The organism is Klebsiella sp. FDAARGOS_511 (genome assembly GCF_003812845.1).
GTDB classification, from domain to species: Bacteria; Pseudomonadota; Gammaproteobacteria; order Enterobacterales; family Enterobacteriaceae; genus Klebsiella; species Klebsiella grimontii.
In genome coordinates, this window is record NZ_CP033824.1 from 5,783,752 (window position 1) to 5,801,963 (window position 18,212).

Annotated in this window: 15 protein-coding genes and 1 pseudogene; 10 read left to right on the plus strand and 6 right to left on the minus strand. The window is 52.7% G+C overall.

What is annotated here, in order from left to right:
• Together ynfE and EGY08_RS29040 are read right to left on the minus strand one after the other, a co-directional pair.
• Window positions 1-2,436 (minus strand): selenate/tellurate reductase subunit YnfE, encoded by a 2,436-nt coding sequence (gene ynfE / locus EGY08_RS29035; RefSeq protein WP_123829304.1) that lies wholly within the window; start codon window positions 2,434-2,436, stop codon window positions 1-3.
• A gap of 148 nt (window positions 2,437-2,584) precedes the next feature.
• Complete coding sequence (locus EGY08_RS29040) at window positions 2,585-2,836, minus strand: DUF1161 domain-containing protein (RefSeq protein WP_004119709.1); 252 nt, start codon at window positions 2,834-2,836, stop codon at window positions 2,585-2,587.
• A 102-nt stretch (window positions 2,837-2,938) separates the two neighbouring features.
• Here EGY08_RS29040 and EGY08_RS29045 point away from each other — a divergent pair, with 102 nt between their 5' ends.
• Complete coding sequence (locus EGY08_RS29045) at window positions 2,939-3,649, plus strand: YnfC family lipoprotein (protein ID WP_123829305.1); 711 nt, start codon at window positions 2,939-2,941, stop codon at window positions 3,647-3,649.
• On the opposite strand, the gene speG is transcribed toward EGY08_RS29045, so the two are convergent.
• Together speG and EGY08_RS29055 are read right to left on the minus strand one after the other, a co-directional pair.
• Complete coding sequence (gene speG, locus EGY08_RS29050) at window positions 3,643-4,203, minus strand: spermidine N1-acetyltransferase (RefSeq protein WP_004119712.1); 561 nt, start codon at window positions 4,201-4,203, stop codon at window positions 3,643-3,645. The two genes, EGY08_RS29045 and speG, sit on opposite strands and share 7 nt — an antisense overlap.
• A 60-nt stretch (window positions 4,204-4,263) precedes the next feature.
• Window positions 4,264-4,605 (minus strand): DUF1283 family protein, encoded by a 342-nt coding sequence (locus EGY08_RS29055; protein WP_004135642.1) that lies wholly within the window; start codon window positions 4,603-4,605, stop codon window positions 4,264-4,266.
• A 136-nt stretch (window positions 4,606-4,741) separates the two neighbouring features.
• Here EGY08_RS29055 and EGY08_RS29060 point away from each other — a divergent pair, with 136 nt between their 5' ends.
• The 6 genes from EGY08_RS29060 to EGY08_RS29085 all read left to right on the plus strand — a co-directional run bounded on the left by EGY08_RS29060 (window position 4,742) and on the right by EGY08_RS29085 (window position 11,338).
• Complete coding sequence (locus tag EGY08_RS29060) at window positions 4,742-5,068, plus strand: YnfA family protein (protein WP_123829306.1); 327 nt, start codon at window positions 4,742-4,744, stop codon at window positions 5,066-5,068.
• A gap of 207 nt (window positions 5,069-5,275) precedes the next feature.
• Window positions 5,276-6,490 (plus strand): starvation-sensing protein RspA, encoded by a 1,215-nt coding sequence (rspA, locus tag EGY08_RS29065; RefSeq protein WP_004119717.1) that lies wholly within the window; start codon window positions 5,276-5,278, stop codon window positions 6,488-6,490.
• A gap of 13 nt (window positions 6,491-6,503) precedes the next feature.
• Entirely contained in the window at window positions 6,504-7,520 is a 1,017-nt protein-coding gene (locus EGY08_RS29070) for a Zn-dependent oxidoreductase (RefSeq protein ID WP_004119718.1), read from the plus strand.
• Between the two features lie 46 nt (window positions 7,521-7,566).
• Window positions 7,567-8,943 (plus strand): MFS transporter, encoded by a 1,377-nt coding sequence (locus EGY08_RS29075; RefSeq protein WP_004119720.1) that lies wholly within the window; start codon window positions 7,567-7,569, stop codon window positions 8,941-8,943.
• 224 nt (window positions 8,944-9,167) lie between these two features.
• The gene (locus EGY08_RS29080) at window positions 9,168-10,631 is read left to right on the plus strand and encodes a mannitol dehydrogenase family protein (RefSeq protein ID WP_123829307.1); all 1,464 of its coding nucleotides are present in this window, start codon (window positions 9,168-9,170) and stop codon (window positions 10,629-10,631) included.
• A gap of 275 nt (window positions 10,632-10,906) precedes the next feature.
• Window positions 10,907-11,338 (plus strand): universal stress protein, encoded by a 432-nt coding sequence (locus EGY08_RS29085; RefSeq protein WP_004119728.1) that lies wholly within the window; start codon window positions 10,907-10,909, stop codon window positions 11,336-11,338.
• 51 nt (window positions 11,339-11,389) lie between these two features.
• On the opposite strand, the gene EGY08_RS29090 is transcribed toward EGY08_RS29085, so the two are convergent.
• Together EGY08_RS29090 and ydfG are read right to left on the minus strand one after the other, a co-directional pair.
• On the minus strand, window positions 11,390-12,076 hold the full coding sequence (locus EGY08_RS29090) for a GntR family transcriptional regulator (RefSeq protein ID WP_004119730.1): 687 nt from the start codon (window positions 12,074-12,076) through the stop codon (window positions 11,390-11,392).
• Between the two features lie 90 nt (window positions 12,077-12,166).
• Window positions 12,167-12,916, minus strand: a complete 750-nt coding sequence (gene ydfG / locus EGY08_RS29095; protein ID WP_004119732.1) for a bifunctional NADP-dependent 3-hydroxy acid dehydrogenase/3-hydroxypropionate dehydrogenase YdfG — start codon at window positions 12,914-12,916, stop codon at window positions 12,167-12,169.
• 172 nt (window positions 12,917-13,088) lie between these two features.
• Between ydfG and dcp the strand changes: the two genes are divergently transcribed.
• The 3 genes and pseudogenes from dcp to EGY08_RS31470 all read left to right on the plus strand — a co-directional run bounded on the left by dcp (window position 13,089) and on the right by EGY08_RS31470 (window position 17,968).
• The gene (dcp, locus tag EGY08_RS29100) at window positions 13,089-15,131 is read left to right on the plus strand and encodes a peptidyl-dipeptidase Dcp (RefSeq protein WP_004119735.1); all 2,043 of its coding nucleotides are present in this window, start codon (window positions 13,089-13,091) and stop codon (window positions 15,129-15,131) included.
• Between the two features lie 153 nt (window positions 15,132-15,284).
• A pseudogene (locus tag EGY08_RS29105) lies at window positions 15,285-16,232 on the plus strand (DNA cytosine methyltransferase); the annotation flags it as partial.
• A 521-nt stretch (window positions 16,233-16,753) separates the two neighbouring features.
• A complete protein-coding gene (locus EGY08_RS31470; RefSeq protein WP_032742112.1) occupies window positions 16,754-17,968 on the plus strand; it encodes a mechanosensitive ion channel family protein in 1,215 nt (404 codons plus the stop codon).
• Window positions 17,969-18,212: the final 244 nt, after the last annotated feature.

Sequence of the window (18,212 nt, forward strand, 5' to 3'; positions counted from 1 at the left end):
TTAAACCTTCTCGATTTCGACCAGATTGGTGTGCTGGGGATTGCCTTTCGCCAGCGGCGAAGGACGATGCGTCGTCAGGGTATTAATACAGGAGCCGCGATCGACGCGATCGCCGTCCATATTGGCGTCATGCCAGGCGCCCTGGCCCATCGCCGATACGCCGGGCATGATGCGCGGGGTCACCTTAGCCGGAATGCGCAGTTCGCCGCGGGCGTTGAATACGCGCACCATATCGCCATTTTTAATCCCGCGCTTCTCGGCATCCAGCGGGTTAAGCCATACCTCCTGGCGGCAGGCGGCCTGTAACACATCAATGTTGCCGTAGCTGGAGTGGGTGCGCGCCTTGTAGTGGAAGCCGAACATTTGCAGCGGGAATTTCTCACGCAGTGGATCGTCCCACCCTTCGAAAGTAGACGCGTATACCGGTAATGGACTGATGGTTTCGTCCTTTTCCAACTGCCATTTGCCGGCGATATCCGCCAGACGGCTGGAGTAGATCTCGATTTTACCCGACGGGGTTTTTAGCGGATTGGCGACCGGGTCTTTGCGGAAGTCGCGGTAGGCCACAAAGTGACCGTTGGGGTCTTTACGCTTATAAATCCCCATCTTTTTCAGTTCATCGTAGCTCGGGAGCGCCGGGTCTTTCGCCAGCATTTTCGCGTACAAATGCTGCAGCCACTGCTCCTGGGTGCGGCCTTCGGTAAACTTCTGGTGGATATCCTCGCCAAGGCGCTTTGCGACTTCGCTGAGGATCCAGTAGATCGGTTTGCGCTCAAATTTAGCGGAGGTGACCGGCTGAATAAAGATGAGATAGCCCATATTGCCGGCGTAGTCATTGGGAATAATATCTTCCTGCTCGACGGTCATCAGGTCCGGCAGCAGAATATCGGCGTATTTGGCTGATGAGGTCATAAAGTTGTCGATAACCACGATCGTCTCGCACTTGCTTTCGTCCTGCAGGATATCGTGGGTTTTATTGATATCGGAGTGCTGGTTGATGATGGTGCTGCCGGCGTAGTTCCAGATGAATTTAATCGGCACATCCAGCTTCTCTTTGCCACGCACGCCGTCGCGGGTCGCGGTCATTTCCGCACCGCGATCGATGGCGTCGGTCCAGCTGAAGCAGGAGATCTGCGTTTTCACCGGATTTTCCGGCAGCGGCATGCGTTCGATAGTGATGGTGTAAGTTGATTCGCGCGCGCCGCTGTTGCCGCCGTTAATCCCCACGTTACCGGTCAAAATAGGCAGCATGGCGATTGCCCGGGAGGTCAGTTCGCCGTTAGCCTGGCGCTGCGGTCCCCACCCCTGGCAGATGTAGGCCGGTTTTGCGGCGCCAATCTCACGCGCAAGCTTAATGATGCGATCCGCCGGAATGCCGGTGACGCGCGACGCCCACTGGGGCGTTTTGGCGGTGGCATCGTCGCCCTGGCCGAGAATATACGCTTTGTAATGTCCGTTGGCCGGGGCTCCTTCCGGCAGCGTTTTTTCGTCGTAGCCGACGCAGTAGGTATCAAGGAACGGCTGGTCAACCAGGTTTTCGTCGATTAAAACCCAGGCGATTCCGGCCACCAGCGCCGCATCCGTACCCGGACGAATCGGGATCCATTCGTCCTCCCGCCCGGCGGCGGTGTCGGTATAGCGCGGGTCGATAATGATCATCCGCGCGTTAGAGCGCTCGCGCGCCTGTTCGAGATAGTAGGTGATCCCGCCGCCGCTCATGCGCGTTTCCGCTGGGTTATTGCCGAACATCACCACCAGTTTGCTGTTTTCAATATCGGAGGTGCTGTTGCCGTCGTTGCTGCCGTAGGTATAGGGCATCGCGCAGGAAATCTGCGCCGTACTGTAGGTACCGTAGTGGCTTAAAAAACCGCCATAGCAGTTCATCAGACGCGCCACCAGCGAGGCGTAAGGGGAGGAGCGGGTGATATTGCCGCCGACAATCCCGGAAGAGTAGTTAATGTAGACCGCTTCGTTGCCGTATTTTGCCACCACGCTTTTCAGGCTGGCGGCGATGGCGTCCAGCGCCTCGTCCCAACTGATACGTTCGAACTTGCCTTCCCCGCGTTTGCCGACGCGTTTCATCGGGTAGTTAAGGCGATCAGGATGGTTAATACGACGACGAATAGAACGTCCGCGCAGGCAGGCGCGCACCTGGTGATCGCCATAGTTGTCTGTGCCGGTGTTGTCGGTTTCGACCCAGACCACTTCGTCATCGCGAACGTGTGAACGCAGAGCGCAGCGGCTGCCGCAGTTGACCGAACAGGCGCCCCAGACGATCCGTTCCTCGCCGTGCGTCGCTTCTTGTACGGCGGCGGCGGCGCGGCGAAGGCTGAAAGGCAGGAATAAACCGCCGGCCGCGAGAGCCAGCGAGCCGAGGGCGGATGATTTAATTAGGGTTCGACGGCTAAGACCGCCGGTATGTTCCTGGTTAGACATTGCTCACTCCATGATTTTGTTATAATGGCGTAATGCCAACGCCTTCGTAAGGTCGGCGTGGAGAGTGAGGGATCATACTTAAAATGGAGTAGAGAGATCTTATCCCTGGTCAACCGAGGGATAAGACTTCTCCAGTCATGCGGCGAGGTTATTGTGCGCCGCTGTCGCGGGTGTAGATGATTTTAAAGGTGTCGTTGGCGCAGTGGCCGACAACCTGCGCGCCGGGCTGATCGGGCTGGTCGTTGGGGACAATGGTCAGGCTGAAGCCCGATTCCGGGACGCCGTTGTTGATGATTTTCTGCTGAATATCGCTTTTTACCCGCTCGCAGGAATCCGGCGCCGCGAAAGCAGCAGTCGAACCCAGCAGCAGAGCCGCACATAGCCAGGGTGATAGTTTCATCATAAACTCCTTATTAACGTTATCCAAAGTTAAGCATAGCAGAAGTGGTGTAAACAATTGTATTTGCTAATATGATTGCACTATGCACAAAAGGAATCGCGCGTGAAAAAACGGTTTTTGCTGCTGTTGGTGGTTGGGGCGCTTGGCGCCTGCGATGAAAAGGGCGCGCCGCAGGCCTTCACCCCGGAAATGGCCAGCTTTTCTAACGAATTTGAGTTCGATCCGCTGCGCGGGCCGGTAAAAGCGTTTAGCCAGACGCTGTATGACGAACATGACCAGGTGGTGAAGTGGGTCAAAGGGCGTTTGTCCAGTGAAGGGTGCTTCGACCTGCTGGCGTTTGAGGATCTGGAGAACAAAACCGGCGCGGCGCTGGTGCTGGACGCGAATTATTACCTGGATGCGCAAAGCCACGAAAAGCGCCTGCGTGTGCAGGGCAAATGCCAGCTGGCGGAAATGCCCTCGGCAGGCGTGTCGTGGGAAACCGATGAGCACGGGTTCGTCGTCACCGCTCGCGGCAAAGAGAGCACCGCGACATATCGTTACGACAATGAAGGTTACCCGCTGGGCAAAACGACGACGGCCAAAGGTGAACGCTTTACGGTGGCCTCAACGCCATCATCCGATCCGCGCAAAAAATTGGACTATACCGCAGTGAGCACCTTCAATGACCGTACGCTGGGCAACGTCAGCCAGACCTGCGATTACGACAGTCACGATAACCCGGTAAGCTGCGAGCTTAAGGTTGTCGACGACAGCGTGCAGCCTTCACTAACCCGCCACTACACCATCAAAAGCACCATTGACTATTACTGAGCAGTCGGTTTCAGTAGCGTCTGGCCCTGCGGTTTATGCTCGGCCAGATACTGGTGCTGGAACAGGCACATGCGGATGGTATTGCGGTATTCGCCGTTAATAAAGAATTCATGAATCAGCTCGCCTTCCACCATAAATCCGAGCTTGCGGTAGATGTGGATTGCCTTTTCATTTTCTTTATCGACGATAAGGTACAGCTTATAAAGGTTGAGCACCATAAAACCGTAGTCCATCGCGAGCTTCGCGGCGCGGGTGGCCAGGCCTTTACCCTGATAATCAGGCGAGATAATAATCTGAAACTCAGCGCGGCGGTGCACATGGTTGATTTCAACCAGTTCCACCAGTCCGGCCTTTTCGCCAGCGCATTCAATGACAAAGCGGCGTTCGCTCTGATCGTGAATGTGTTTGTCGTACAGGTCGGACAGTTCGACAAAGGCTTCATAGGGTTCTTCAAACCAGTAGCGCATAACGCTGGCATTGTTGTCGAGCTGGTGGACAAAGCGCAGGTCTTCGCGCTCAAGCGGACGGAGTTTGACGTGAGATGCGTCAGTCATGGAAATACCTGTGAGTGATTGTGGAGCTTTGTAGATTGTGGCGCCCGCAGGCGCCATACATTACGGAGTAATGGTGCGGCCGGTGCGACGATCAAGGCAGCGCAGGGTGTTAGGTTCCCAGTAGGCGTTGACGTTCGCGCTCTTCTGGCAGTTATCCTGGGCGTCAAAAGCCACGTCGGCTTTATCCCACTCTTTTTCGGCGCGGGTATTGACCTTCTGGCGTAAAGAGCGGGTGTCGTTCCACTGCTCTTTTTCCATAGCGGCCTGCTGGCGGCTCTGGGCGCTGTCGCCGGACTCAATCACCAGCTTGTCGGTTTTGGCGAATGACGAGGCGGTAAAGACCATCGCACTTAGCGCCAGCAGAGCGGTCAGGCACCAGCGTTTATTCAGTGTTGTGTTCATCACGATTTCCTTTAAGTGATTCCCTCGGATTAAGTTTACTACATCTCCTTTCGACGGCATACCCGACAAAACGGAGTAAACGACGGCCATTATTGCGTAGAATGCGTTAACGCTTGCTCAACCCACGATGCTTTACATGTTAAAAACCACGCTGCTTTTCTTTGCTACTGCCCTGTGCGAAATCATTGGCTGCTATTTACCCTGGCTTTGGTTAAAACGCGGGGCGACGCCCTGGCTGCTGATGCCGACGGCCCTGGCGCTGGCGCTTTTTGTCTGGCTTCTGACGCTGCACCCCGAGGCAAGCGGACGGGTTTATGCCGCTTACGGTGGGGTATATGTCTGTACCGCGCTGCTGTGGCTGCGCTTTGTTGATGGCGTCAAACTCAGCCACTATGATTGGGCCGGCGCGCTGGTTGCGCTATGCGGCATGCTGACTATCGTAGCCGGCTGGGGACGCGCATAGACCTTTTTTACTTCATGGCGTCGGGATAGGCGGCGCCAGCACCCCCTTTGCTGCAGGGCATTCGCATTCACGTTCGCGGTTTATTCCTCCTCTCTGTCCGGTGAGATAGTGTGATCCGTCGCGTCTTTTTCAATAGTCATACTTGTATGGTAGTAGGTCTGGTGATTTAATTTCACCCACTAACCGCATAGAAGTAAGGAATGAGAAATGAAGATCGTTGCCGCTGAAGTTTTCGTCACCTGTCCGGGGCGCAACTTCGTCACCCTTAAAGTCACCACCGATGACGGTATTGTCGGTCTGGGTGACGCGACGCTAAATGGTCGCGAGCTGTCCGTCGCATCCTATCTGCGGGATCACCTCTGTCCGCAACTGATTGGTCGCGATGCGCATCGCATTGAGGATATCTGGCAGTTTTTCTACAAGGGCGCTTACTGGCGTCGTGGTCCGGTAACGATGTCGGCGATTTCCGCCATCGATATGGCGCTCTGGGATATCAAGGCGAAAGCCGCAGGCATGCCGCTTTATCAGCTGCTGGGCGGGGCTTCGCGGGAAGGGGTGATGGTTTACTGCCACACTACGGGTCATTCCATCGATGAAGTACTGGACGACTACGCTCGCCATAAAGAGATGGGGTTTAAAGCGATTCGCGTTCAGTGCGGCGTGCCGGGGATGAAAACCACCTACGGGATGGCGAAAGGTAAGGGTCAGGCCTACGAGCCAGCAACCAAAGGCCAATGGCCGGAAGAACAACTGTGGTCTACCGAGAAGTATCTCGATTTTACGCCACAGCTTTTTGCCGCCGTACGCGAAAAATTCGGCTTTAACGAGCATCTGCTGCACGACATGCATCATCGCCTGACGCCGATTGAGGCGGCGCGTTTTGGCAAGAGTATCGAAGATTACCGCCTGTTCTGGATGGAGGATCCGACCCCGGCGGAGAATCAGGAGTGCTTCCGGTTAATTCGCCAGCATACCGTCACGCCGATTGCCGTCGGAGAAGTCTTCAACAGCATTTGGGACTGTAAACAGCTGATTGAAGAGCAGCTGATTGACTATATCCGCACCACCATTACCCACGCGGGCGGGATTACGGGGATGCGCCGGATCGCCGATTTTGCCTCGCTTTACCAGGTACGCACCGGCTCGCACGGGCCGTCCGATCTGTCTCCGGTCTGCATGGCGGCCGCGCTGCACTTCGACCTCTGGGTACCGAATTTTGGCGTCCAGGAATATATGGGCTATTCCGAACAGATGCTGGAAGTCTTCCCGCACAGCTGGACGTTTGATAACGGCTATATGCATCCAGGGGAAAAACCGGGGCTGGGCATTGAGTTCGATGAAAAACTGGCCGCGAAATACCCCTATGAACCGGCCTATTTGCCTGTAGCGCGTCTGGAAGACGGCACGTTGTGGAACTGGTAAGAAGGAAGCCAAAATGAAAAGTATTGTGATTCGTCAGCCCAATGAACTGGTGATTGAAGAGCGGCCGATTCCGCAACCTGCCGCGGGCGAAGTACGGGTAAAAATTAAGCTGGCGGGAATATGCGGTTCCGATAGCCATATTTATCGCGGCCATAATCCGTTTGCCAAATACCCGCGCGTCATTGGCCATGAATTTTTTGGCGTCATCGACGCCATCGGCGAAGGGGTGACCGACAAAGCCGTGGGCCAGCGGGTTAGCGTTGATCCGGTCATTAGCTGCGGTCATTGCTACCCTTGCTCGGTGGGCAAGCCGAACGTCTGTACCTCGCTGGTGGTGCTAGGCGTGCATCGCGACGGCGGCTTTAGCGAGTACGCGGTGGTGCCGGCGAAAAATGCCTGGCGGGTTCCGGACAACGTTTCGGATAGCCACGCGGTGATGATTGAGCCCTTTACCATCGCAGCTAACGTGACCGGCCACGTTTCGCCTACCGACAAGGATATCGCGCTGGTCTACGGCGCCGGACCGATGGGCCTGACGACGATTCAGGTGCTGAAGCGGGTGTATCGCGTTAAGCAGGTTATCGTTGTCGACCGCATTGATGAACGCCTGCAGATGGCGCAGCGTAACGGCGCGGACTGGGTGATTAACAACAGCGATGAGCCTCTGGCGGAAACGTTGAAGGCGAAGGGGATACTGCCGACGCTGATTATCGATGCCGCCTGTCATCCCGCTATTCTCCAGGAGGCGGTCAATCTGGCCTCTCCGGCCGCGAGAATTGTATTGATGGGATTCTCGACGGAGCCTTCCCAGGTTGCGCAGCAGGGGATTACCGGGAAAGAGCTCTCTATTTTCTCCTCGCGTCTTAACGCTAATAAATTCCCGGTCGTCATCAAATGGCTGGAACAAGGTTTAATTAATCCGGAGGAGCTGATTACTCACCAATTTGCGTATCAACAGGTTATCGATGCGCTGGAGCTTTTTGAAAATGACAGGAAACGGTGCTGTAAGGTTTTATTAACTTTCAGCTAATAACAACAGGTGCGGACTCTGTATTCTACAATTAGAGATAATCATTATGACTACCGTAAAAAATGAGAGAACCACTTCCGATCTCATTCGTGCAGCCGTATCTGGTTGGTTAGGCACTGCACTGGAGTTTATGGATTTCCAGCTCTATTCCCTCGGGGCAGCGCTGGTTTTTCATGAGATATTTTTCCCGGAACAATCCGCCGCGATGGCCTTGATTCTGGCAATGGGCACCTACGGCGCGGGATATATTGCGCGAATTGTCGGCGCCTTTATTTTTGGTAAAATGGGCGACAGTATTGGGCGCAAAAAGGTCCTGTTTATTACCATCACCATGATGGGGATCTGTACGACCCTCATTGGCGTACTGCCAACCTATGCTCAGGTCGGTATTTTAGCGCCGGTGTTGCTGGTAACCTTACGTATTATTCAGGGGCTAGGCGCAGGCGCAGAAATATCAGGTGCCGGTACCATGCTGGCGGAATATGCGCCAAAAGGGAAGCGCGGGATCATCTCTTCACTGGTGGCAATGGGCACCAACTGCGGCACCTTAAGCGCCACGGCTATCTGGGCGGTGATGTTCTTCGTGCTGGATCGCGAGCAGCTGGTCGCGTGGGGATGGCGAATCCCGTTCCTGGCCAGCGTAGTGGTGATGATTTTTGCCATCTGGCTGCGTCTTAATCTGAAAGAGAGCCCGGTCTTTGAGCAGGTTAGCGAAGACAGCGGCCTGCAGAAAGAGATGGCAACGCAGGAAGGCTCCTTTAGCGCCATGCTGAAAAGTAAGTCCTTCTGGCTGGCGACGGGTCTGCGCTTCGGACAGGCCGGAAATTCAGGGTTATTGCAAACGTTCCTCGCGGGCTATCTGGTGCAAACCTTACTCTTTGATAAGGCTATCCCTACTGATGCGTTAATGATCAGCTCTATTATTGGCTTTATTACTATTCCATTCCTCGGATGGCTGTCAGATAAGGTGGGGCGTCGCACACCATATATTATTGTCAATATTTCAGCCATTATTCTGGCCTGGCCGATGCTGTCGATTATTGTGGATAAAAGTTACAGCGCGAGCACTATTATGGCGTCATTGATCGTCATTCATAATATCGCGGTGTTAGGGCTGTTTGCGCTGGAAAATATTACCATGGCGGAAATGTTCGGTTCGCGTAACCGCTTTACCCGCATGGCAATTTCAAAAGAAGCGGGTGGCCTCGTGGCAGTAGGATTTGGTCCGGTGCTGGCCGGTATTTTCTGCAATATGACCGGTTCATGGATGCCGATTGTGATTATGCTGGTGTGCTATTCCATTATTGGCTTAATTTCCGCCCTCCTGATGCCTGAAGTCCGCGACCGCGATCTGAGCCTGCTGAATGATGCCGCAGACTGCGCGCCAAAGCCTAAAAGTGTCCGCAGCGGGCAATATATTTAAAACGCATCAAGTCCGCACCTTAAGATGATAGCCGTAAACAGGAAACTGCCGGGCTTTTAGCCCGGCAGTTTTACTTCTCTTGCCAGAGATTATTGCGAGAATCTAGCCCATCCAGCTTCTTGTATGGTAGTTGATGAATATCAAAGATGTCATACCAATTGCGTGAGATGGTTTATATCCATACCCACCGTGGGAATTGAAAAATCATAAATATGAGAGCCATCATGGAAAATATGCTTTTAACAGCTAACGCCACGTTGCCGGCATACGATCGCAACCGCCTTATTCCGCGCATCGTTCATTTGGGCTTTGGCGCATTTCATTGCGCTCACCAGGCGGTATATGCCGATATTCTGGCGACAGAACACGGCAGCGACTGGGGTTATACCGAAGTGAACCTGATCGGCGGCGAGCAGCAGATCGCCGATCTCCAGGAGCAGGATTTACTCTATACCGTCGCTGAAATGTCGGCGGATGCCTGGACCGCCCGCGTTGTTGGCGTGGTCAAGCAGGCGATGCACGCCCAGGTCGATGGTCTGGAGAGCGTGCTGGCAAAAATGTGCGAGCCGCAGGTCGCGATTGTGTCATTGACCATTACTGAAAAAGGCTACTGCCACTCTCCGGCCACCGGCGAGTTGCAGTTGGATCACCCGCTGATTGTGGCCGATTTACAAAATCCCCAGCAACCAAAATCTGCGCCGGGCGTAGTGGTAGAAGCCCTCGCTAGACGCAAAGCGGCAGGGCTACCTGGCTTCAGCGTGATGTCCTGCGACAATATGCCGGAAAATGGCCACGTCATGCGTAATGTCGTCTGCGCCTACGCTCGCGCCGTTGATGCCGATTTGGCCGAATGGATTACGCGCAACGTCACGTTTCCTTCGACGATGGTTGACCGCATCGTTCCGGCAGTCACTGCCGATACCCTGGAGAAAATTGAACAGCTTACCGGCGTTCGCGATCCGGCCGGCGTCGCCTGCGAACCGTTTCGTCAGTGGGTCATTGAAGACAACTTTGTTGCCGGTCGTCCGCAGTGGGAAAAAGCCGGCGCCGAGCTGGTGTCGGACGTGCTGCCGTTTGAAGAGATGAAGCTGCGCATGCTCAACGGCAGCCACTCTTTTCTGGCTTATTTGGGGTATCTGGCTGGCTATCAGCACATTAATGATTGCATGCAGGATGAAAACTATCGCCGCGCCGCGCATACGCTGATGCTGGCTGAACAGGCGCCGACGCTGAGCGTGAAGGGTGTGGATTTGGCACGCTATGCCGGGCTTCTGATCGAGCGCTATAGCAATTCGGCGCTGAAGCATCGTACCTGGCAGATCGCCATGGACGGCAGTCAGAAACTGCCGCAGCGCATGCTGGATTCGATTCGCTGGCACCTGGCGGATGGCGGCGACTTTCCTCTGTTGGCGATGGGCGTCGCAGGCTGGATGCGCTATGTGAGCGGGGTGGATGACCTGGGGCAGGCGATTGAAATCTCCGATCCTATGCTGCCGATGATTACGCAAACCGTTCAGAACAGCGAAGACGGCGAAGAACGCGTGCGGGCGCTATTGGGCATTGAGGCTATTTTTGGTTTGAGCCTGCCCAAGGAGAGCCGTTTCGTCAACGCGGTGGTTCGCGCTTATTTATCGCTGCAAGCGCACGGCGCAAAAGCTACCGTAGCGGCCTGGGCTAAGGCAAATTAATGTATTTCGCCCGCGTGCCGCCGATCCCGGCGGCACTGCCATCGCGCTTTATCAGTGAACGCTTTTCCCGCCTGAAAATATTGCCGTCTGGAATAAACCTTGATCCAGATCGTTGAATATACATAACTTTATTTAACAACAGTTAAGTATAAATAAGTGGAATTTATTTTAATCAATTAAATATTTATCTGGGTGATTATTCGTTCTCCTGCTGCAGTAAATATGGCATGATGAGTTAACTTACTAAGTTTCCTCAGAAAAAAGGAGAACGGACTATGTACAAAAAAATTTTGCTACCTGTAGACGTTTTTGAAATGGATTTAAGCGATAAGGCGGTCCGCCATGCCGAGTTTTTAGCATCAGCGGATGAAGGGGAAATTACGCTGCTCAACGTTCTGCCGAACAGCAGCAGCTCGATTTTACGCGGTTTTGCCGCCGATATCCGTAAGTTTGAAGCCTATATGCGCGAGGAGTCAGAGAAAAAGATGAAGACCTTATCCCGTCTGTTTTCGATACCCGCCGGGCGGATTCATTCCAGAGTGGTATTTGGCAACGTGCGCGATGAAATCCTGGCCATGAGCAGCAATGAGGAATTTGACGTTATTGTTATTGGTTCCCGCAAACCGGGTATATCAACTCATCTTCTTGGTTCAAACGCGGAGTCGATTTTACGTCACGCAAAAATACCAGTTCTGGTGGTCAGATAGTCCTCTTAATAAATCCAGAGCGGCAGACCGTATATTCTGCCGCGACGCATTTTATTCCTCGCTAAACCAGTCGCTATTTTCCTGACGTACCAGTAGCACTGATTCGCTAATTTCTTGCAGATGTAAGCTCATCGCTTTTTCCACCGCGTCCGGGTCACGGGCGACCAGCGGCTGGAAAATATCGTAATGCTGACGCAGCATCATATCGGGAGGCGTCACATGATCGAGGCTCATATAGCGCACCCGGTCGATGGTGGCTTTAATATTTTCGACGGTATCCCAGGCTAACTGGCAGTCGGCGATTTGCGAAAGCTTCTGGTGAAATTCGTCATCCAGCTGGAAAAAATCAGTTAACTGCTGGCGTTCAACCGCCATACGCTGCTGATTGAGATTTTGCTCAAGCTGGTAAAGCTGTTCATCGTTCACCATCCCGGCGGCGCGCCGCACCACGGCGCATTCGATGGCCTGGCGGACAAAACAGCCGTTGCGCACCTGCGAAAGAGAGATCTTATTCACGTAGCTCCCGCGCTGCGGGCGGATCTGGATCAAACCGTTTTCGGCCAGTTTAATAAAGGCTTCGCGAACCGGTTGACGAGAAACGTCAAAGCGCACGGAGACTTCCTTCTCCGAAAGTGGGGTGCCTGGTGGGATCAGACAGTGAACGATATCCCGACGAAGGATACGATAAATTTGCTGATTGACGGGCTGTGTCGGATTCAGTTGTGCTTCTGCGGCCATGGATAATTACTTTTATATGAGGTATTTGCGCTATTTTACGTTTTTTTTATCTTTCAGCCCAGACCCGGCCTGCTGGCCGGGTCACAGAGCTTAGCCCTGGCGATGAACGTTCAGCCCGGCAAAGGTTTGGCTGACCGGCATGAGTTCCAGGGTGTTGATGTTGACGTGTTTTGGCAGGGTCGCGACCCACCAGACCGCTTCGGTTACGTCCTCCGGCGTCAGGGCCTGGGTATTTTCGTAAGCTTTCTCGGCTTTAGCGTCATCGCCTTTAAAACGCACGTTGGAGAACTCGGTGCCGCCAACCAGGCCGGGTTCAATATCGGTCACGCGAAGGGCTGTGCCGTGAAGGTCGGTACGAAGATTGAGGCTGAACTGGCGCACAAAAGCTTTGGTCGCACCGTAGACGTTACCGCCGGCGTAAGGCCAGGCGCCGGCGACCGAACCAATATTGATAATATGGCCGCGGTTACGTTCAACCATCCCCGGCAGGACGGCGCGGGTCATATAAACCAGTCCTTTATTATTGGTATCAATCATGTCTTCCCAGTCTTCAAGACTGGCTTTATGCGCGGGCTCAAGACCCAGCGCCAGTCCGGCGTTATTGACCAGAATATCAATCGCCTGCCATTCGGCGGGCAGCCCGGCGATCGTCTCTTCAATGGCTGCGCGATTGCGTACGTCCAGTTGGGCGGTATAAAGGTTGTCGCCCAGCTCATCTTTCAACGTTTTCAGGCGCTCTTCGCGGCGCCCGGTGGCAATCACTTTGTGACCGTTAGCGATAAAACGGCGAGTAATACTTTCCCCAAAACCCGCTGTTGCTCCGGTAACCAGAATAATCATCTTACTGTTCCTCAACGCTTTTTGTGTCTTCATACCATAGCACGCGATCCCGGTGGCGGGTAATGGAAATCATCGGACAAAGGAGGTCGATCGCGGCGGTTAACAGAGTAATCATTGCGGTCAATCAATGAGTTGCCTAATCTTACAGAATAATCGTATTCAGGAGATGAAGATGTCGGAGAACAATCCTTTTTTCAGCGTCAGCCTGCTGCCTTATCAGGCGCCGCGCTTCGATGTGATTGACGTGAGTCATTACCGTCCGGCCTTCGACGAGGGCGTTCGCCGCCAGCGCGCGGAGATTGCCGCTATCGTTAATCATCCCCAGCCGGCTGATTTTGCCAATACGCTGGAGGCCCTGGAGCAGAGTGGTCAGCTGTTGGCTCGGGTGACGAACGTTTTTTTCGCGATGGCGGGAGCGGAGACCAACCCGACCATTCAGGCGCTTGATGAGCAGTTTTCCGCCGAGCTGGCGGAACTGGCGAATGATATCTGGCTTAACGATGCGCTTTTTCAGCGGGTGAAGCGAGTGTGGGAGCAGCGCGATTCGCTCTCTCTGGAGGCCGAATCCCGGCGTTTGCTGGAGGTGACCTGGCAACGTTTTACCCTTGCGGGCGCGATGCTTGAGGATGAGCAAAAAGCGGCGCTTCGCGCGCTGAATACCGAAGCGGCAGCGCTGCAAAGCCAGTTTCAGCAGCGCCTGCTGGCGGCGGTAAAATCTGGCGGTCTGGTGGTGGAGGATGTCCATCAGCTCGCGGGGCTTAGCGACGAGGAGATTAGCGCAGCGGCAGAGGCCGCGCAGGAGAAGGGATTAAGCGGTCGCTGGCTGCTGCCTTTACTCAATACCACCCAGCAGCCCGCGCTGCTTTCGCTGCAGGACAGACAGACGCGAGAAAATTTGTTTGCGGCCGGCTGGACGCGTAATCAGAAGGGCGATACGAATGACACCCGCGAGCTGGTGCTGCGACTGGCGGAAATTCGCGCGCGTAAAGCGCAGCTGCTGGGCGCTGACGACTTTGCCAGCTGGTCTATGGCCGATCAGATGGCGGGAGCGCCGGGGGAGGCGTTTACCTTTATGCGACGAATCGCCCCGGCGGCAAGGGCTCGGGCCGAGCAGGAGCTGGCGGATATTCAGCAGGTTATTGATAATGAAGGCGGAGATTTCCGTGCGGCAGCCTGGGACTGGCTCTATTACGCCGAGCAGGTGCGCAGGAAGAAATTTGCCATCGATGAAGCGCAGTTAAAACCCTATTTTGCCCTCGACCGCGTCCTGCGTGATGGCGTGTTCTGGACGGCGACACAGCTGTTCGGTATTCGCTTTATCGAACGATTCGATATTCCGGTTTATCACCCTGACGTACAGGTATGGGAAATTATCGACGCTAACGGTGAGGGGATCGCGCTGTTCTACGGCGACTACTTCTCGCGGGATAGCAAAAGCGGCGGGGCATGGATGGGCGTGTTTGTCGAACAATCGACCCTGCGAGCGCAACACCCGGTTATCTATAACGTCTGTAATTACCAGAAACCCAAAGCAGGACACAGCGCGCTGCTTTCCTGGGATGAGGTCATCACTTTATTCCACGAATTTGGTCATACCCTGCACGGCCTGTTCGCCAGCCAGAAGTATGCCAGCCTGTCAGGAACCAATACCCCGCGCGATTTTGTTGAGTTCCCTTCGCAGATTTATGAACACTGGGCCAGCGAGCCGCAGGTGTTTGCTCACTACGCGCGGCATCATCAAACTGGGGAAGCCATGCCGGAAGCGCTGCGCGACAGCATGTTCCGCGCGGCTAAGTTTAATAAAGGCTACGATATGAGCGAACTGCTCGCGGCAGCGCTGTTGGATATGCGCTGGCACAGCGTGACGGTAGATAAGCTACCCAAGGACGTGGATGCGTTTGAAGCCGCGTCCCTGCATGCGGAGGATATGGATCTTGCCGCGGTGCCGCCACGCTATCGCAGCAGCTACTTCTCGCATATTTTCGGCGGCGGCTACGCAGCAGGCTATTACGCTTATCTGTGGACGCAGATGCTGGCGGACGACGGCTACCAGTGGTTCGTTGAGCAGGGGGGGTTAACCCGCGAAAACGGCCAGCGCTTCCGGGAAGCGATTTTGTCTCGCGGCAATAGCACTGATTTAGCTGAACTTTATCGCCAGTGGCGTGGACACGATCCGCAGATTGAACCGATGCTGGAAAACCGCGGGCTGAGCTAGCCGAGCGTTTTGACGAGTATAAGAAGACCGGGCGCAGCGCCCGGTTTTTTATCCAATTTTTTCTTCTCCAAAATCTCTCCAAAACTTTTCCCCAAAATAAATCTTTAAATTTTGTTAAATTTGCATGAGGGTACGGCCCAATTTTTCACGTAGCTACCGACAGTGACCGTCGGCACGTCCAGGCGCCCGGGCGGGAATGGTCACGCTCTGGGTATTGTTGAGGCAGAGCTGGCGCCGTTCCTGGCTGGCAATGGCGGCAGCGAGTACCAGGCTAAACCGCGCCCGATCGATAAGCCCGCCCACACAATCCTGAAAGAGTCGCGCGCCTGTGTCGTCGCTCCGGTTATCGCCAGGCAGTTCGGCGCCAGCATCGGACACCGTGCCGACGAACCAAGCGCAACAATCACCGCGGGCGGTGGCGGTAAATCGCAGCGGGTTGTACCGACGCTCATTCAAATAGGATACGGAGAACGGCCAGGCCAGGCACCTCGCGTGCCAGGACTGGATAAGCCGCTGGGAACCGTTGTGGCTGGTGGCGGGAAACATGCCGTAGTTGGTGCGTTCCTGGCAAAACACTACGGAGGAAATTATCAGCGCGCCGGCGTGAGGCTGGATGAGCCAGCGCATTCAGTAACGACTGTCGATCACCACGCATTAGTCGCTTCTCATCTGGTTAAACTGCGCGGTACTTGCCGTGACGGCCAGCCTACTGACGAGCTGATGCCGACTATCACTGCCGGCGGCCAGCACGTAGGGGAGGTTAAAACGACTCTGGCGGTCGAGGACTACGACGAAGAGCGCGCGCAGCAGGTGCTGGCGTTCCTGCAGGAATACTGCGGGGAAGATAGCACCGGACTGGTGAAAATCGCCGGGGTGACATATCGCATTGTCGACATTGGAATGCGCATGCTACAGCCGCATGAGCTTTACCGGGCGCAGGGCTTCCCCGAGTGGTACATCATTGACCAGGATTGCCGCCGCGTGAAGTATGCGAAGGATAAGCAGGTCGCGCGCTGTGGTAACGCCGTCCCGCCTCCATTCACTGAGGCTTTGGAAAGGGCAAACTTGCCTGAGATGGGTCAGACGCAAGTAGCGGCTTAATTTTATGAGGTTAAACAAAGAACCAGACCTTTAACTGAATGGAAATAGTCTGGCTTGAGATTTCAAGCAAGAATCCAGTTTATGAAGTGATAATTAAACTTGTTAAAAAAGGCCCGTTTTATGGGCCTTTGGTAAAAACTAAACTTACGGGCGCTGATTTACGTACTTGATTATCGCTTTAATAATTACGATCATTGGCGGTACGATTTTGAAAAACAAGCTAACCATGTATAGGCCTCACTTAGTTTTCTCGTGCATCACTGCAAACACCCCCGGGCTTGCCTTTACATTTGCTGTATCAGTAGTCGCCAGATATGACCTATTCCCCATTGATTTGTAAACCATCAACGATGGCATAAGAGGGTTGGTTCTATTAAGCCTGCGAGTGTTTTATTCGCTTCAGAACCAGATTATGGACTTGCATGACTGGATTATGCGATGATAGAAATTGTTAAAGGGTTATTCCAACTTATTATTGGTTGTAGCCTGTACAGTTTAGCATGTGAAGCAGGTGATAAATGATGGCGTATTTGGATTATTTTTTGAAATTTATTGAGAGCAACCCAGCACTAGCCATAGGTTTTAACATTGTGCTTCTTATTATGTCTGGATTTTTTGCGCATATTATGTGTAAGTTCCTGTTAATAAAAGCTGTCAGGAAAGCATTTTTTTCCAGTCATAAACAAGATGTTCCTCTTGAAAAAGATCGCCGTATTGCTGAAAAGTTATCCAACTTCGTTCCTGTCATTATTGTATATTATGTTCTGCAATTCATGCCAAATATGCCAGTATCTTTAGTTACTGGCATAAATACAATATGTGGAATCTTGTTTTTCGTTTTTCTGTCTGTCTTTTTTAATGAAATGCTAGATATCGTTAATAGTTCTTATTTAAGAAAAACAAAGCGCAAAAATCATTCGATAAAAGGTTACATACAAATAGGTAAGATTTTAGTTCACATCATTGCGGCAATAATGATACTTGCCGTTATGTCAAACAAATCTCCTGCAATTATTATCTCGAGTCTAGGTGCTGTTGCTGCTGTACTGATGCTGGTATTTCAGCATACGCTGCTTTCGCTTGTAGCTAACGTCCAGTTGTCATCAAATGACGTACTTCAACTCGGTGATTGGATTGAAATGCCTGATAAGAATTTGAGCGGGGAGGTTACTGATATTGCATTACATACAATTACTATACGCAATTGGGATAATACGATTTCACGTATACCGACAAAAAATTTCCTAACAGAAACATATACTAACTGGCAGGCTATGTTCTCTTCTGGTGCCAGAAGGATAATGCGTAGTACTACAATAGATCAGCACTCGGTTACTTTTCTAACTCAAGAAATACTTGCACCAATACTTACGATTAGAGGTGTAAGTGAGCCTCTCTCTAAGTTAATCGATGGGCGTGATGCAATGGGGATTGCGGATAGCTGGTTTATAGATAATGGACTGACAAATTTAACGCTATTTCGTCATTACATTATGGCCTATTTGGCTGAACGATCTGATATTATAAAAGATATGTATGTCGTAGTGAGAACGTTAAAACCATCAGCTTCGGGGATTCCGCTGGAAATTTATTGCTTTACCAGTTCAACACTATGGGTGGATTACGAAAATACTCAATCAGAAATTTTTGAGTACATCACGGCTATCGTTGAAAAATTCTCCCTTCGTATATATCAATATCCGGCAGGGCATGATTTTTGGCATTCGTCACAATAATGCAGCGTTTGATTTATTTAAATAAATATTTATATTGAATGTAAGGCGGAGGTTATCTCCGCTTTTGAAAGTAAGGTAAACCTTTTAATATATATAGATAAATTAAAAGCAACCAAGTAAAAAAGTAATTTGTCAGAAATAAAAGAATATAGTAGATTAATAGAAAGCACTCATTGCTAGCAATAACTCTTTTGGTACGATATATACTATCAGACATATTTCCCACTCCTGTGTATGTTAAATA

Excerpts from the sequence above, each read along its gene's own strand:
- EGY08_RS29040 (WP_004119709.1), bottom strand. The coding sequence starts at position 2,836 with ATGAAACTATCACCCTGGCTATGTGCGGCTCTGCTGCTGGGTTCGACT.
- speG (WP_004119712.1), bottom strand. The coding sequence starts at position 4,203 with ATGACTGACGCATCTCACGTCAAACTCCGTCCGCTTGAGCGCGAAGAC.
- EGY08_RS29060 (WP_123829306.1), top strand. The coding sequence starts at position 4,742 with ATGTTAAAAACCACGCTGCTTTTCTTTGCTACTGCCCTGTGCGAAATC.
- rspA (WP_004119717.1), top strand. The coding sequence starts at position 5,276 with ATGAAGATCGTTGCCGCTGAAGTTTTCGTCACCTGTCCGGGGCGCAAC.
- EGY08_RS29070 (WP_004119718.1), top strand. The coding sequence starts at position 6,504 with ATGAAAAGTATTGTGATTCGTCAGCCCAATGAACTGGTGATTGAAGAG.
- ynfE (WP_123829304.1), bottom strand. The coding sequence starts at position 2,436 with ATGTCTAACCAGGAACATACCGGCGGTCTTAGCCGTCGAACCCTAATT.
- dcp (WP_004119735.1), top strand. The coding sequence starts at position 13,089 with ATGTCGGAGAACAATCCTTTTTTCAGCGTCAGCCTGCTGCCTTATCAG.
- EGY08_RS29055 (WP_004135642.1), bottom strand. The coding sequence starts at position 4,605 with ATGAACACAACACTGAATAAACGCTGGTGCCTGACCGCTCTGCTGGCG.
- EGY08_RS29090 (WP_004119730.1), bottom strand. The coding sequence starts at position 12,076 with ATGGCCGCAGAAGCACAACTGAATCCGACACAGCCCGTCAATCAGCAA.
- EGY08_RS31470 (WP_032742112.1), top strand. The coding sequence starts at position 16,754 with ATGGCGTATTTGGATTATTTTTTGAAATTTATTGAGAGCAACCCAGCA.
- EGY08_RS29085 (WP_004119728.1), top strand. The coding sequence starts at position 10,907 with ATGTACAAAAAAATTTTGCTACCTGTAGACGTTTTTGAAATGGATTTA.
- EGY08_RS29080 (WP_123829307.1), top strand. The coding sequence starts at position 9,168 with ATGGAAAATATGCTTTTAACAGCTAACGCCACGTTGCCGGCATACGAT.
- EGY08_RS29075 (WP_004119720.1), top strand. The coding sequence starts at position 7,567 with ATGACTACCGTAAAAAATGAGAGAACCACTTCCGATCTCATTCGTGCA.
- ydfG (WP_004119732.1), bottom strand. The coding sequence starts at position 12,916 with ATGATTATTCTGGTTACCGGAGCAACAGCGGGTTTTGGGGAAAGTATT.